We start from the raw sequence: 15,903 nt of genomic DNA on the forward strand, positions 1-15,903 counted from the left end.
TTTTACTACAAAGAATTCTAATCCTAGTTAATCTCGAAGCTGATTGATTATTTATTTATCTCCAATTTCCTCTAAAACACGAAAAACGTTCTCTAATTATTTTCATTTTACCATAAAACGCAAAGAGACTATCTCCTTAGAGATAGCCTCTTGTCTGTTACCTGGCGATGACCTACTTTGCCAGGGGCTTGCGCCCCAAGTATCCTTGGCCCTGGAGGTCTTAACTTCCGTGTTCGAGATGGGAACGGGTGGAACCCCTCCGGCATGATCACCAGATCTTTGAGATCGTCTCGTCCTTGCGAACGCTGTTCTCTCAAAACTGCACAGAGTTTCTTTCTAGCTTCGTCATTAGTCCCTTGAGCCACTTTTACCCTAGTCATGTTCATGATGCTGATTCGTTAGGTCAAGCCCTCGACCGATTAGTACCAGTCAGCTCCACACCTCACGGCGCTTCCACATCTGGCCTATCAACCTGATCGTCTTTCAGGGGTCTTACCGAGTTTTCACTCGTGGGAAATCTCATCTTGAGGTCGGTTTCGCGCTTAGATGCTTTCAGCGCTTATCCGCTCCGAATATAGCTACCCAGCGATGCCTCTGGCGAGACAACTGGTACACCAGTGATTCGTCCATCCCGGTCCTCTCGTACTAGGGACAGATCCTCTCAAATTTCCTGCGCCTGCGACGGATAGGGACCGAACTGTCTCACGACGTTCTGAACCCAGCTCACGTACCGCTTTAATGGGCGAACAGCCCAACCCTTGGGACCTACTACAGCCCCAGGATGCGATGAGCCGACATCGAGGTGCCAAACCTCCCCGTCGATATGGACTCTTGGGGGAGATAAGCCTGTTATCCCCAGGGTAGCTTTTATCCGTTGAGCGATGGCCCTTCCACTCGGTACCACCGGATCACTAAGCCCGACTTTCGTCCCTGCTCGACTTGTTGGTCTCGCAGTCAAGCTCCCTTTTGCCTTTACACTCTGCGCGCGATTTCCAACCGCGCTGAGGGAACCTTTGGGCGCCTCCGTTACTCTTTAGGAGGCGACCGCCCCAGTCAAACTGCCCACCTGATACTGTCCCCAACCCCGATTCAGGGGCCTAGGTTAGAACTTCAGTACAAAAAGAGTGGTATCCCACCGTCGACTCCACCAAGGCTGGCGCCCTAGCTTCTCTGTCTCCCACCTATCCTGTACATTTTATACCAAAATCCAATGTCAAGCTGCAGTAAAGCTCCATGGGGTCTTTCTGTCCTGTCGCAGGTAACCCGCATCTTCACGGGTATTACAATTTCGCCGAGTCCCTCGTTGAGACAGTGTCCAGATCGTTACACCTTTCGTGCGGGTCAGAACTTACCTGACAAGGAATTTCGCTACCTTAGGACCGTTATAGTTACGGCCGCCGTTTACTGGGGCTTCAATTCAAAGCTTCGCCTTGCGGCTAACCTCTCCTCTTAACCTTCCAGCACCGGGCAGGTGTCAGCCCCTATACTTCTCCTTGCGGATTGGCAGGGACCTGTGTTTTTGTTAAACAGTCGCCTGGACCTTTTCTCTGCGGCTCTTGTTCCCAAGAGCGCCCCTTCTCCCGAAGTTACGGGGCCATTTTGCCGAGTTCCTTAACGAGGGGTTTCTCGCGCGCCTTAGGATTCTCACCCCATCTACCTGTGTCGGTTTGCGGTACGGGCACCAAGTTGCTCACTAGAGGCTTTTCTTGACAGCATGGAGTCGGTTACTTCGCTACTAATTTTCGCTCCCCATCACGTCTCAGAGTTTAGCAGGGCGGATTTGCCTACCCTACCTCCTACTCGCTTGGGCGTGCTCAACCAACGGCACGCTTAACCTATCCTTCTGTGTCTCCCCATTGCTCAATCGCTTCTCGGTGGTACTGGAATTTCAACCAGTTCTCCATCACCTACGCCTTTCGGCCTCGGCTTAGGTCCCGACTTACCCTGGGCGGACGAGCCTTCCCCAGGAACCCTTAGATTTTCGGCGGACAAGATTCTCACTTGTCTTTTCGCATACTCATACCGGCATTCTCACTTCTATCCACTCCACCATTCCTTACAGAATGACTTCTCTGCTGACAGAACGCTCCCCTACCCCTTACAGTTTCCTGTAAAGCCATAGCTTCGGTGATACACTTGAGCCCCGTTACATTTTCGGCGCAGAACCACTCGACCAGTGAGCTATTACGCACTCTTTAAATGGTGGCTGCTTCTAAGCCAACATCCTGGTTGTCTGTGCAATTCCACATCCTTTCCCACTTAGTGTATACTTTGGGACCTTAGCTGATGGTCTGGGCTGTTTCCCTTTCGACTATGAAGCTTATCCCCCACAGTCTGACTCCCAATCTAAACATCATGGCATTCGGAGTTTGATAAGGTTCGGTAACCTGGTAAGGCCCCTAGCCTATTCAGTGCTCTACCGCCATGGTTCATCAATTGAGGCTAGCCCTAAAGCTATTTCGGGGAGAACCAGCTATCTCCGTGTTCGATTGGCATTTCACCCCTACCCACAGCTCATCCCCTGCCTTTTCAACGACAGTGAGTTCGGGCCTCCAGTGGGTTTTACCCCACCTTCACCCTGGCCATGGGTAGATCACACGGTTTCGGGTCTACAGCATGCAACTTTCGCCCTCTTCAGACTCGCTTTCGCTTCGGCTCCAGCTCTTCGCTTTAACCTCGCTGCATACCATAACTCGCCGGTTCATTCTACAAAAGGCACGCCACTACACCGAAGTGCTGTGACTGCTTGTAAGCGTACGGTTTCAGGTTCTTTTTCACTCCTCTTCCGAGGTGCTTTTCACCTTTCCCTCACGGTACTGGTTCACTATCGGTCGCTAAGTAGTATTTAGCCTTGGGAGGTGGTCCTCCCTGCTTCCCACGGGGTTTCTCGTGTCCCGCGGTACTCAGGATCCCCTCACAGAATGTCTCCCTTTCGTCTACAGGGGTTTTACCTTCTCTGCCCGGACTTTCCAGTCCTGTTCAGCTAGAGATCCATTCTTAATAGAGGGTCCTACAACCCCAAGCTCCGAAGAGCTTGGTTTGGGCTCTTCCCGTTTCGCTCGCCGCTACTCAGGGAATCGATGATTCTTTCTCTTCCTCCGGGTACTTAGATGTTTCAGTTCCCCGGGTTGTCTTCTTTAACCTATGGATTCAGTTAAAGATAACCGGACATAACTCCAGTTGGGTTGCCCCATTCGGGGATCCACGGATCAAAGCCTGCTTACGACTCCCCGTGGCATTTCGCTGTTAACCGCGCCCTTCTTCGACTCTTAGCGCCTAGGCATCCACCGTACGCCCTTAATAGCTTGACCTATGTCTTCGCTATCTCTAGGGTTTCTCAAGTCCCTGTTCTCTTTCTCAAAAAAACCTGGCTTGAGGTGATGTTTCTTTTGACTTACTAGATTTTCTTCTCTATGCAGTTTTCAAAGAACAGTGGCTTGATCGCTGGGTTCTCTCGAACCTTCCAATCAAAATCCGATCAAAAATAGAAGGATTTCAGTCAAGCATCTCTGCCTGTTCCTCAATCCTTAGTGAGTGAGGTTCCATGAGGAATCAAAAGTCTTCGATTCTTCCTGGTCTCTCAAAACTAAACAACAGCTCTCTCCAATGAGTTGCCGATCCCTCGGCGGGAGTCTCTAAGACTCCTGAGTCTTGCGACTCGTTTTGATCTCGTATCAACCTTGATCTTTCAACCTTGCTTGCTACGAGCATCGACCACTAGGATGTTCGTTTAAAGCCTAAGCTCTAAACCGTGCTCCTTAGAAAGGAGGTGATCCAGCCGCACCTTCCGATACGGCTACCTTGTTACGACTTCACCCCAATCATCGGCCCCACCTTCGACGGCTAGCTCCCTTGCGGGTTACCTCACCGGCTTCGGGTGTTGCAGACTTTCGTGGTGTGACGGGCGGTGTGTACAAGGCCCGGGAACGTATTCACCGCAGTATGCTGACCTGCGATTACTAGCGATTCCGACTTCATGCAGGCGAGTTGCAGCCTGCAATCCGAACTGAGACCAGCTTTCTCGGATTGGCTCCACTTCACAGCTTCGCTTCCGTCTGTACTGGCCATTGTAGCACGTGTGTAGCCCAGGACATAAGGGGCATGATGATTTGACGTCATCCCCACCTTCCTCCGGTTTATCACCGGCAGTCTATCTAGAGTGCTCAACCTTACTTGTTAGCAACTAAATACAGGGGTTGCGCTCGTTGCGGGACTTAACCCAACATCTCACGACACGAGCTGACGACAACCATGCACCACCTGTCTCTCTGCTCCCCGAAGGGCACTCCCTTGTTTCCAAGAGATTCAGAGGATGTCAAGCCCTGGTAAGGTTCTTCGCGTTGCGTCGAATTAAACCACATGCTCCACCGCTTGTGCGGGCCCCCGTCAATTCCTTTGAGTTTCAACCTTGCGGCCGTACTCCCCAGGCGGAGTGCTTATTGTGTTAACTCCGGCACAGAAGGGGTCGATACCCTCTACACCTAGCACTCATCGTTTACGGCGTGGACTACCAGGGTATCTAATCCTGTTTGCTCCCCACGCTTTCGCGCCTCAGCGTCAGTTACAGTCCAGAAAGTCGCCTTCGCCACTGGTGTTCCTCCACATATCTACGCATTTCACCGCTACACGTGGAATTCCACTTTCCTCTCCTGTCCTCAAGATACCCAGTTTCCGATGCACTCTCAGGGTTGAGCCCTGATCTTTCACACCGGACTTAAATACCCGCCTACGCGCCCTTTACGCCCAATAATTCCGGACAACGCTCGCCCCCTACGTATTACCGCGGCTGCTGGCACGTAGTTAGCCGGGGCTTCCTCCTTAGGTACCGTCATGTCCCCTCAATATTTTCAAGAAGACCGTTCTTCCCTAAAGACAGTACTTTACAATCCGAAGACCTTCATCATACACGCGGCGTTGCTCCGTCAGACTTTCGTCCATTGCGGAAGATTCCCCACTGCTGCCTCCCGTAGGAGTCTGGGCCGTGTCTCAGTCCCAGTGTGGCCGTTCACCCTCTCAGGCCGGCTACTGATCGTCGCCTTGGTAGGCCTTTACCCCACCAACTAGCTAATCAGACGCGGGTCCATCCATCATCGATAGCATCTTCAGAGGCCATCTTTCCTTACGCTTTGATGCCAAAGCTTAAGCGTATCCGGTATTAGCCCTCGTTTCCAAGGGTTGTCCCGGTTTGTTGGGTAGGTTACCCACGCGTTACTCACCCGTCCGCCACTAAAAATTCTCTAAGCAAGCTTATTGAATTCTCCGTTCGACTTGCATGTGTTAGGCACGCCGCCAGCGTTCGTCCTGAGCCAGGATCAAACTCTCCAAAAAAGTTATCTCTACTTCTTTGTTTGAAGTTGATATCTTGCTCTTGATTCTTTGTGAAACTCTTGCGAGTTCCTCTCATTGGCTGTCCTTGTTGTTTAGTTTTCAAAGACCATGGATGGTCTGGGTGTCACCGGAGCCACGGATGGCGTGAGATGACCAAAGACCACGGCTTTTCGGCCGGAATTTCATCTTAGCATTTTCAACTTGCGTTGTCAATAACTAATTTGAATTGCTTTGATTTAAAAGTCCAGAAGTTTTAACCCCTAACTATTTAAACCTTAGTGCGTCGTTTTGGCGCTCTGTTAGAATACATCCTTTAGCTGTTATTGTCAACAGTTTTTTAAAAATTAAATTGTAAAATAGTTATTTTTTAAGAAGTCCAAGAATTCTTGGGCTGCGTGGGGAAGATAACGACCTCTTTTCCATGCTAATGCTAACTGCAAACATAATTGAGAATCGGAAAATGGACGGGAAACAATAGTTTGAGGATTAAGCTCCTTACAAATTTTGCTCGGCAATAGGGCTAAACCGAGCTTAGCTGCCACCATTTGAGTCATCAACTCTCGTTGCGAAGTCTCGAAAGCAATTTCCGGATTTACTCCAGCTCTTTTGCAACCCTCTATAATAATATCATGAAGTTTATAATCGCTATTAAATAAAATTAGTTGTTCGCCATAAAAATCTTCATACTTAATGCTGCTGCATTGAGCTAATCGATGCTCCGGGTGCATAATTACACTGAGCGGATCTTGTTCGAACCAAATCCATTCGAAAAGATTGCTGTCCTCAGGAGTGAATATACCGATATCCAGTAATCCTTCTTGAAGAGATGCTTCTATCTTTTTAGGGCCAAACTCAAATAGTTGAATTTGGATTTTAGGATACTCATTCTTAAAGGCGCTGAGCAAGTGTGAGAAAGTAGTAACTGCAGTTATTGGTGGTAATCCAATATGAATTTTCCCCGTTTGTAGTTTCGTAAGCCCTTCTAATTTAGCGTTGATATTTCTAAAAGATGCTACTATTTGTTGAGCTTGCTCAAGTATGATTTCTCCTGCGTCTGTTAATTCAACATATTTGGTACTTCGATAAAACAGGGTTTTTCCCAATTCGATCTCTAAATCCTTAATTGCCTTACTAATAGAAGGTTGAGAGGTATGGGTAACCTCAGCGGCTTTACTAAAACTTTTGTGGCGTGAAACTTCCATAAAATATTCTAAATGTCTTATTTCCACTTAGTTCGCCACCTTTCAATTCGAAGGACTCTCTTTATTTAAAATTATATCACATTAACCTTACCTTAGATGGGTAGAGTGATATAGATGAAACCTAATTGGCAGTCCAAGACTAAACTACAAAAACTAATGCCGTATCGCCGTATTAATTTTAATTATTTGTTTTCATAACTTTGAAACTATCGAAACTCCACAAAGTGGCCCTGATAATTTGCTTAATAAAAAAACTACTTCCAAGCTAAAACTTGAAAGCAGTTTTTATTTTGTTTCTAGTAATTCCCTGACAGCAAAAGCTATCCGGATTTTCGGACTTAAACCTCAGGCATCATGGCAAATTAGACCCTTGGTATTTCTTGGTACTTCTTGGTTTCATACCTTATCCCATGCCAGATTCAGTACTCTTTTGGCATTCGCTATAATCAAGTCTGGGGCATCATCACCGGCAGGTTTAACCTCAAGGCTGACGACAGGTCGATTTTCCTTGTTTAGATAACCTATGGACAAGAGTACTCGAAGATAGGCAATAACTTCATCAACGTCATTCTCGCTTCCTGGGAAACCAAATCTTGGATGAGCATCTCCGTAGGCGGGGGAAGACTTATCCTTGACAACGGCATTGCCTACGTGGGCATGGATGATGTGATCTCTGATGGGAATAAGGGATTCTTCCGCCGTTTCACGCAGCTGCGGCAGATGGCTTAAGTCTGCCATTATGCCGAAATTATCAAAGTCCTTACAAATCTCTTCAGCATATCTCTTCACTAAATTGACCGGCCCGATGATTGAACATTTGTCGATGTCATAGTCAAAAACTTCCAGGGCCACTTTCATAGTTCCTCTTGACTTCGCGTAGGCACACAACTCTTTCGTTGATTTGACCAGCGCCTGGTACGCTTCTTCTTTTTTATCCTCAGGATATTTGCCGCTTAGAAAGGCAAAATCCAGAGCTCCCATCTCATAAGCCTCGTCGATTCCTTCTTTCAAGTTAGCCAGCGCCTGAAGGCGCTCTTGTTCATTGAGGCTGTTAATATTCTGCTTGGTGGTCAAGAGTCTAGGCATACCGGCATAGGCAAATTCCAAGTGCGATGTTTTAATGATATTTTTAGCCTTGTTTCTAATTTCCGGGTCTTTTATCCAGGTCATTTCGACAACTTCAAAGTAGTCATCCGAGGCAATTTTCTTTAATGTCTCCAAGATCGGTCCCTGTCCATGCTCTGTGCTGGGATATGCCATAAAATGGACCAATCCTACTTTCATATACTTTCGCATGGGTTCATTCATGAAAAACGCCCCCCATCAGATCCAAGGGCAATCAAATATTGAGCCAAACGTCCGGCTTCTTGATAATCTATATCTAACGCTTCATTCATGGGAGTTGCCATGGCTGTTAAGACTCTTCCGAAAGACATTTTTCTCATCCTTTCTCCTCTGCCAATTTACTCGAACACTGGCATCTCTCATAAGATCCGCTGCAGCACGACGTTATCTTTAATCGTCGAATACTGTGTCAACAGGTACGAGAGATGACACTGCAATAACGACCAGATGTTGATCTCCGGTATTCCGGATCCGTACAATTCACCCTTGAGGCTAGGTATAACCACGCGGGCTTCCATAGGGAATGATTGTTCTTCACCCACAAGATATTCGCCCTTTTCCCTCAACCACTATCCAAACATCGTCGGCGTTGGGGTGATAAGGTTACCTAATCTCCTTGATTGTTCTATCTTGATAATAAAGATCTTCCAAAGAATAGTAAAATATCGGTTTTGAATATGCTGTATTTACCTAAAGAATAAACAACATAAAATTTTTCTTGAAACGAACTGAGGCTATCTTATAGCGATGCTATGCCGATCATTTATTTAGTGCCTAAATACACTGTATTCTTAACCGGTATTTTACTTATCCTTAAGGGATATCTACAATGAAGGTGAAACAAGCGCTTGTGATATTTTTAAAAATAAAGGGGAAATGACCATGACTATTATGAGATCAATGCTTTTTGTTCCGGGTAACGATAGGAAAGCCCTGGAAGAAGCCATGACATTTCATGCTGATGTTATTGTTTTGGATCTTGAAGATTTAGTTCCGCCTGCAGAAAAAGAAAAAGCTCGACAAATGGTTTGTGAAAATATTAATTTTTGTGGTTCAACCGGTTCAGAGGCTTGGGTACGGGTCAATAGCTGGGAAACTAATATGACGAATGACGATCTGGAAGCTGTTGTTTATGAAGGACTTAAAGGGATTAACCTTACCAAAGTCGGGTGTGCTGCCGACGTGCAACGCCTTGACTGGAGATTAGAAGAACTTGAACGCAATCGCGGCCTGGAAATTGGCAGCATTAAAATCTGTTTGCTTGTTGAAACTGCCCTGGGCATCGTCAATGCTTTTGAGTCTTGTGCGGCCAGCCCTCGTGTTGTCGCTGCCATCTTTGGTGCTGTTGATTACACTCGCGATATGCAAGTTAAGCTAACCTCCGAGGCAGTGGAGCAGCAGTTTGCCCGGGGATATTTGGCGATAGCAGCCAAAGCCGCCCGCATACTCGCGATTGACGCGCCATTCCTCTCCTACCTGGATATTACCGGCTTCGAACGTAACGTAGCTGAAGGCCGTCAGATGGGCTACAAAGGCCGTATGATTGTTCACCCCAATTTGGTCGAAGCCTCGAACCGTCTGTATTCCCCAAACCCATTGGACGTAGAATGGGCCAAAGACATCGTAAAAGTCTTCGAAGAAGAAGCTATTGCCAAAGGAAAAGCCGCCATTTCATTCAATAACAAGATGGTTGATACTCCAGTGTACCTTAATGCAGTTGATATACTCAAAGCTCAAAGCGAAATTGACACAAAACTGAGGAAATAAAAGGATGCTTATTACCTCAATTCTCTAGCCTTTACTATTAAATCAACTAAAAGGACGGTGCTATTATGTCATTAAGAGATGATGCCCTAAAACTCCATGCCAACCATCAAGGAAAGATTGAGATCGCTGTCAAAGTTCCCTGCCGTGATCATAATGATTTAAGTCTCGCCTATTCTCCAGGTGTTGCAGAACCCTGTATGGAGATTGCCAAAGAGCCCGAGTTGGTCAATGTATACACTAATAGAGCTAATACTGTGGCTGTGATATCAAACGGAACAGCCGTTCTTGGGCTTGGTGACATTGGCCCACGCGCTGCTATGCCTGTGATGGAAGGCAAATCCCTCCTATTCAAACATTTTGCCGGCGTTGATTCATTTCCAATCTGTGTGAATACAAAAGATATTGATAAAATAGTGGAATTAGCTAAGTTACTGGAACCTACTTTTGGCGGCATCAACCTGGAAGATATCAAGGCACCCGAGTGTTTTGAGATTGAAGAAAAACTGAAAGAAATTTATGACGGACCTGTCTTCCACGATGACCAACACGGTACGGCGGTCGTAACCTTAGCTGCTATATTGAACGCTTTGAAAGTAGTTAATAAAAACTTGAAAGATGTCTCAATTGTTACAAGCGGTGCTGGGGCAGCCGGCATGGCTATCGTCAAACTATTAATGGACTGCGGTCTTCAAAACGTGATCATGTGTGATACTAAAGGGACAATTTATGAGGGACGCACAGAAGGGATGAATAAATACAAAGAGGAGATTGCCCGGAAGACAAATCGTGCTATGGTCAAAGGTAGTCTTGCCGATGCTTTGAAAGGTGCCGACGTATTTATCGGGATCTCCGTAGGAAATACCGTCACTCCGGAGATGGTCCAATCAATGGCTAAAAAGCCCATCGTTTTTGCCCAAGCTAACCCTGTTCCGGAAATTTGGCCGGAAGAGGCAATAAAAGCGGGAGCAGCTGTGGTGGGAACCGGGCGTTCCGACTTTCCAAATCAAATCAATAATATTCTTGCCTTCCCGGGTATTTTCCGTGGCGCGTTTGACTGCCAGGCTAAGGAAATCAACGGAGCCATGAAAATTGCTGCGGCTGAAGCTATTGCATCGATCGTCAGCGCTTCAGAACTCTCTGCAGAGTATATAATTCCCAAAGCTTTTGACAACAGAGTTGCCCCTGAGGTAGCGGCGGCTGTCGCAAAAGCAGCCATGGACAGCGGTGTTGCCAACAAGAAAGTCGACCCAGTATATGTAGCTCAAAATTTACGCAACTTGCTTGCTTAACCATAGAATATGATCTAAAACAGTTTACGTTTCCCTCTGTAATTTGACCTTTATATAAAATACAAATTCAGTTGCATATAATTTTCCCCTACAACATTTTTACAAGAATGGGACAGTAACAATTATTAACATTTGTTACTGCCCCTAATTTGCTATTCAGCTTTTTCAAGTGATTCAGACATACCTGCCTCAATTAAGTTTTTCCCTGTGAATCGAACTTCTTGAGTGAGATATAAAAACTATAGTAATTTCTAATATATTACATAATGTATCTATATTTTTGTATCCTTAATAGTTTGCTAAGCTAAAACTAAGAAAGATGTGATTCTATGATTTTTAACTTAAAACCAAAGTGTCACGTAAGAGAACACTGAAAGAACAATAGATGCGATAAGCATCGCTAAAACTGGCTGTAAAGCTCGGCTGCGCAGATGGGATAAGTGAACATGGAGACCCAGGCCAACCATGCCAGCTGCCAATAAGAAAGGACCAATAACATTGGAAATATCGGATACGATATTCTTGGGAATATTACAATACGTACCGATAATACTCATAGCGAGAAAACCAATTAAAATCCATGGGAAAGGTGCTCTTTTCGCAACCTCCTGAGTATTCTTGCGCCGCGTCCAAAAAGAAAGAATCATACTGAGCGGAATGAGCAGAAAAACTCGGCCCAGTTTAGCCAACAGGCCATTTTCCAGAGCGTTGGGGCCTGCCGTAGCCGCAGCAGCAGCAACATGACCTATCTCATGCAGACTGATTCCGCTCCAAATGCCAAATTGAACCGGGGTAATTGGCAGAACAGGCCGGATTAGGGCGTAACCGATGGCGAAAACAGTGCCTATCAAAGCGATGATACCTGCTCCGAGCGCCGTATCTTCATCATCTGCATTGACAATCGGAGAAACAGCAGCGATAGCAGCGGCACCGCACACGCCTGTACCTATCCCCAGAAGAAGGGAAAGCATCTTCTCTCCTTTAAAAAGTTTGGCGAAAAGTATCGTTATACTGATTCCGATAAAAATACTTAATACATCATGGACCAGAAGCCAGCCCCCTTGTTTCAGAACGACATCAATATTAAGTTTAAAGCCATAAAGGATAATGGCAAAACGCAGGACCCGATGTGCAGAAAATTGTATTCCTGTACGAATACTTTCCGGATAACCGAAAAAGTTCCGGTACAAGACCGCAATGAGAATCGAAGTGAGCATAGCCCCTATCCGGTCCAGGACCGGCAGATTAGAGGCCACCGTCCCGGCCGCCGCAATGGCTAAAGTAAACAAAATACCTCCATAAAATTTTAAAGTATTCGATTTTTGTGAAACTGGCATCGGAATCCCGGCCAACACTTCTCTGGCATGAGACATTTTCTAACTTCAACCCTTTCTATTCCAGACAAAATTCCCTGAATTTTTCACTTCACCCATTGTTCCGGAACGAGTGCCTCACTGGCTGCTTTGTTTTCAGGTTTCTGACCTAAATATAAAGGTTGGGATTTACACTTACAATCTAGATATCTTATCTTAAACATTTGCTTATTTAATACATTAAAAACTTCCCTTGAACTACGGGCATCGCTTTTCACGATTAAGGAGGTAAATTGCTTGATTACAGAACCACTTAAGGTCTTCGTTACGGTTATTGAACAAAACAGTTTTTCTCGTGCCGCTGAAGAACTCTTTTTATCTCAGCCAAGCGTCAGTCTCTACGTTCGCAACCTAGAGAATGAATTTGGAGCCAAGCTTTTGCATCGTTCGTCCAGACGGCTCAGCCTCACCCCTGCCGGAGAAGCCCTATTCCGACATGCCAAAGAAATCCTTGCCCATTACGATCAGGCCAAAAGTGAAATTAATGATCTCCGACACATCGTCACAGGGGCTTTGAAAATCGGCGCAAGCTTTACCATCGGCGAATACGTCCTGCCCCGTTTTTTGGCAGAAGTTTCGGTGAATTATCCGAATGTCGATATATCGGTGACCATCGCAAACACGGAAGAAATAACTCAGATGCTTCATCAAAATTACTTAGACATCGGAATTGTCGAAGGGCAAGTGACCCTTCCTGATATCGAAGCGGAACCTTTCATGCAGGACGATATGCTCTTAATCGTTCCTATTGACCATCCTTTAAGTAGGCTCAGCAAAGTTTCAGCACAAGATCTTCAAGATCAAGTTTGGATTTTAAGAGAATCCGGTTCAGGGACACGTTCCTTTAGCGACGATCTCCTAAAATCGCTGCAAGTGAAAGTTAACCGTTCCTTTGTCTTTAGCAGCAACGAAGGAGTTAAAGAAGCAGTGATCAATGGCCTAGGAAATCACTATTGTTTCTCGGCTCGTCGTCCACAAAGAAATAGCAGCCAAAGTCATTAAAACCGTGCCTATTAAGACAAAAGAAAAACTCCAGCTTTCCCGCCGCTTGAGCATTCTGCACAGTAAAGAACCGGCAAACTCTAAAGCAGTTGAGGAATTTCTGGAGAAATTACGATTGTTTGAATTATAAACTTCAAGGGATTCAACCTATCATTGGCAAATTTTTTAGCCGATCGGAACCTAAAGAGAGCAACTTGAAACTAAATTTCATTAATTGAACATCATCGTGACTGATTTGTTCTAGGATCTCTTTATCTAAATCCATTTCAACAAACAAAGCAGGATTAGTCATTAAAAAGTTTCTGAATTTATCCAAATCATAGCAGGCACTAAAGGACAGCTTAGCAATCCTTTCATCCGTTTCTTGGTCACCGGTAAGTTTTAAATGATTAGGTATCTGATTAAATCCTTGTTCCATTTCTTCGTAGATCTCTAACCCCTGATCTTGAACCCATTCTTTTACGGTTTGTGTCTTTGTTTCATTTAGCCCGTGGCAGCGGGAGCTCTCAAAAACAAAAGAATACTTTCCCCTGCCCAGCATGTCCACCGGCGCAATCCGACAGGACCAGGGCCGCTCCTGGTAAACTCGGCATCCTTTCGGTGTGATGAAGGGACATTTCAGATTATCCTCCTTGGACATCTTGATTTGCACAACGGACAACCCGGTTTGAGGAACTTGTACCTTAAGAGTATACTTCTCCAGAAATTCTCCTGAAGAAAGGCTCAAGAAATTTTTCATCCGAAGTACATCATAAGGAGTGAGGAAAATATTGATATCTCGGCAGCACTTTTTAAAGCAATCCAGCCCGTCATGGCAATGGAAATTAAACTCACTGTCTTCATTTAGAACTAAACGTCGATGATCCATAAATTTGCCCCCTTTCATTATTATTATAAAGCTTCTCCGGGGGATAAGATAGTTGATTAAGTTTAGGTTATGATACCCCGTTCATTTAGGGGGTTCAGCGCCAATGGTACCTCATAATATTGAAAAGAAAATAGGCTACCAAACTTATAGGTAACCTACACGATAACAAAGTTATTTAATACCATTTAAGTCAGGACTTAAATAGATATCCACTGCATGACCAGTATCCCTGTGGCAGTCAATACAAGATTGGGATTTCTTAATGGTCTGATAATGATTCACTTTTATTGTATTTTTTAATTTAATGGTTTTCGGGAATGCAGAGTTATCGTCTAAATGACATTCAATACAATTTCGGTCAGATATAACTGCACGGGTTGGTACCGTATAATCACCCGTTAAATGTTGAAATACATAATTCAAGCCTCTTGCCTTAGCTTGAAATTTTCCTAATTCCCCCCTAGGCTGATGACACTCTAAGCAATTAATACTTTTATGCGCCGAGCTCTGCCAAGATGTTGTATATTTTTTAACCTCATGACATGAGGCGCAAAAGAAAGGATCAGATGTCGCATAATAGCCGATTTCAAACAGAGCATATAAACATATTAGCGTAATTCCGACTCCTAAAATGATTTTTTTCCACATTTACTTCACCTCAGTTGATACTTCAAAACATAGTGTGTGCAAATTTGTATATTGCTATTAACCAGATCGATCTAAAAATTATCCAACAAACATTCAGATTTTATATGTTAAAAGAGGTTGTGGGAAAACTCAGTTTCCAAAATTCTAAGTTGTTACAACAACTAAAAAACGTCCTCCTTTCACTATCAAAGTAAAGTGAGGACGGCTTGTTGTTATTGAAGCAACCATGGGGATGTGAAAGCAACATAAATAAAGCTTTAGCACAGCCCCTTCCTGATTTAACGCTTTCTTAGATTTTCTGAAATCTCTCGTAATAAGGCATAGGAATGGTCTACGCTCGCAGTTCCATCTCCATTAATTAGACAGCAACGGGAGGGAGCTAACCATGAATGATCATATAACAGATCGTCATCCAACCCATGTTGGTTGAGAAATTCCCACAATTTAAGCAGACGATCCGTCAGCGAATTGGCAGTTTCAGAGGTTAATTCACTCGTTAATGTAGGAACGACTCCCCAGGATATAATTCCCCCTCGGTTCAAAAACTCCTTAACTTCATCGACGTATCGCACCAAGATGTGTCCCCAACTAAAAGCATCCACTGACAGGATATCCAGCTTTGCATTTAAGAGAAACGACCAATCAGGATTACCACATAGATGAACCCCTTTGGGGCCTGGGAGTTTAGATAGGAAAGCCCCATATTCAACAAAGGCTACTTCATACGTATAAGCACTTAAAGAGTTAAAAATCATTTCAAGTCCAGGTTCATCCAACCAGACGAAGGGATTGGGATGAACTTGTTTCAACTGGTTATATTGCCATGTTATCTTATGCTGAAGAAAGTCGTATAAAATCTCCCGCACAAAATCATCGTAAATCATCGGCTTACGTTCTTCATCACATATTTTAAGCCCGAAGCTGATAGGGCCAACAATTTGCCCATGAATCATTGGGTATTTGGAAAGGTTTTTCGCTAAAAAGCCATTAAAAGCAGCAGAAGATTCTTCGGCCAAAGCAAAATATTCTGGAATGGCACTATTCTCAAGATATTCATCAAATTCCTGGGCAAATCGTTGGTGGGAGAAAACTATATTCTTTTTTGCTTCATCAATAATTATACCTGGAAAAAGTTCCGCAAATTGAGCGTACATATCTTCTCTAAATCGGAAGTGAGGTAATTGGGGCCAAAAAGGAATATCTAGACTAAGTGCCAACCTCTGCGCATCTTGTAAATTTGTATGCGGTAAAATCCCCATAGCTGTAGTCAAGGCCTGACCTGATAACATAATTTCCACCTC

Annotated in this window: 10 protein-coding genes, 3 rRNA genes and 1 pseudogene; 4 read left to right on the top strand and 10 right to left on the bottom strand. The window is 44.8% G+C overall.

The window, feature by feature from the left end; translation table 11 throughout:
• Positions 1 to 159: 159 nt before the first annotated feature.
• The 6 genes and pseudogenes from rrf to VZF35_RS11285 form a co-directional block, all read right to left on the bottom strand.
• A 5S ribosomal RNA gene (gene rrf / locus VZF35_RS11260) occupies positions 160 to 276 on the bottom strand.
• A gap of 123 nt (positions 277 to 399) precedes the next feature.
• A 23S ribosomal RNA gene (locus tag VZF35_RS11265) occupies positions 400 to 3,311 on the bottom strand.
• A 451-nt stretch (positions 3,312 to 3,762) separates the two neighbouring features.
• Positions 3,763 to 5,328 (bottom strand): 16S ribosomal RNA (locus VZF35_RS11270).
• Together the 16S, 23S and 5S rRNA genes form the textbook arrangement of a ribosomal RNA operon.
• A 344-nt stretch (positions 5,329 to 5,672) precedes the next feature.
• Positions 5,673 to 6,557: a LysR family transcriptional regulator gene (locus VZF35_RS11275; protein WP_407313615.1), complete on the bottom strand. Its 885-nt coding sequence runs from the start codon at positions 6,555 to 6,557 to the stop codon at positions 5,673 to 5,675.
• 369 nt (positions 6,558 to 6,926) lie between these two features.
• Positions 6,927 to 7,838 (bottom strand): sugar phosphate isomerase/epimerase family protein, encoded by a 912-nt coding sequence (locus tag VZF35_RS11280; RefSeq protein WP_407313617.1) that lies wholly within the window; start codon positions 7,836 to 7,838, stop codon positions 6,927 to 6,929.
• Between the two features lie 11 nt (positions 7,839 to 7,849).
• Positions 7,850 to 7,966 (bottom strand): annotated as a pseudogene (locus VZF35_RS11285) (4-hydroxy-tetrahydrodipicolinate synthase); the annotation flags it as partial.
• A 571-nt stretch (positions 7,967 to 8,537) separates the two neighbouring features.
• Between VZF35_RS11285 and VZF35_RS11290 the strand changes: the two are divergent.
• Together VZF35_RS11290 and VZF35_RS11295 are read left to right on the top strand one after the other, a co-directional pair.
• The gene (locus tag VZF35_RS11290; protein WP_407313619.1) at positions 8,538 to 9,422 is read left to right on the top strand and encodes an HpcH/HpaI aldolase/citrate lyase family protein; all 885 of its coding nucleotides are present in this window, start codon (positions 8,538 to 8,540) and stop codon (positions 9,420 to 9,422) included.
• Positions 9,423 to 9,487: 65 nt separating this feature from the next.
• Positions 9,488 to 10,711, top strand: a complete 1,224-nt coding sequence (locus VZF35_RS11295) for an NADP-dependent malic enzyme (protein WP_407313621.1) — start codon at positions 9,488 to 9,490, stop codon at positions 10,709 to 10,711.
• A 341-nt stretch (positions 10,712 to 11,052) separates the two neighbouring features.
• Here VZF35_RS11295 and VZF35_RS11300 read toward each other — a convergent pair whose 3' ends face one another.
• On the bottom strand, positions 11,053 to 12,084 hold the full coding sequence (locus tag VZF35_RS11300) for a YeiH family protein (protein WP_407313623.1): 1,032 nt from the start codon (positions 12,082 to 12,084) through the stop codon (positions 11,053 to 11,055).
• A 237-nt stretch (positions 12,085 to 12,321) separates the two neighbouring features.
• On the opposite strand from VZF35_RS11300, the gene VZF35_RS11305 reads away from it, so the two are divergent.
• Together VZF35_RS11305 and VZF35_RS11310 are read left to right on the top strand one after the other, a co-directional pair.
• Positions 12,322 to 13,086: a LysR substrate-binding domain-containing protein gene (locus VZF35_RS11305; RefSeq protein ID WP_407313625.1), complete on the top strand. Its 765-nt coding sequence runs from the start codon at positions 12,322 to 12,324 to the stop codon at positions 13,084 to 13,086.
• 4 nt (positions 13,087 to 13,090) lie between these two features.
• Complete coding sequence (locus tag VZF35_RS11310) at positions 13,091 to 13,216, top strand: hypothetical protein (protein WP_407313627.1); 126 nt, start codon at positions 13,091 to 13,093, stop codon at positions 13,214 to 13,216.
• 12 nt (positions 13,217 to 13,228) lie between these two features.
• Here VZF35_RS11310 and VZF35_RS11315 read toward each other — a convergent pair whose 3' ends face one another.
• From VZF35_RS11315 to VZF35_RS11325, 3 genes are all read right to left on the bottom strand, one after another.
• A complete protein-coding gene (locus tag VZF35_RS11315; protein ID WP_407313629.1) occupies positions 13,229 to 13,954 on the bottom strand; it encodes a YkgJ family cysteine cluster protein in 726 nt (241 codons plus the stop codon).
• A gap of 171 nt (positions 13,955 to 14,125) precedes the next feature.
• Positions 14,126 to 14,602, bottom strand: a complete 477-nt coding sequence (locus tag VZF35_RS11320; protein WP_407313631.1) for a cytochrome c3 family protein — start codon at positions 14,600 to 14,602, stop codon at positions 14,126 to 14,128.
• 278 nt (positions 14,603 to 14,880) lie between these two features.
• Positions 14,881 to 15,891, bottom strand: coding sequence for a hypothetical protein (locus tag VZF35_RS11325; RefSeq protein WP_407313633.1), 1,011 nt, complete (start codon positions 15,889 to 15,891; stop codon positions 14,881 to 14,883).
• Positions 15,892 to 15,903: the final 12 nt, after the last annotated feature.

Source organism: Desulfosporosinus paludis (assembly GCF_045689965.1).
Classification (GTDB): domain Bacteria; phylum Bacillota; class Desulfitobacteriia; order Desulfitobacteriales; family Desulfitobacteriaceae; genus Desulfosporosinus; species Desulfosporosinus paludis.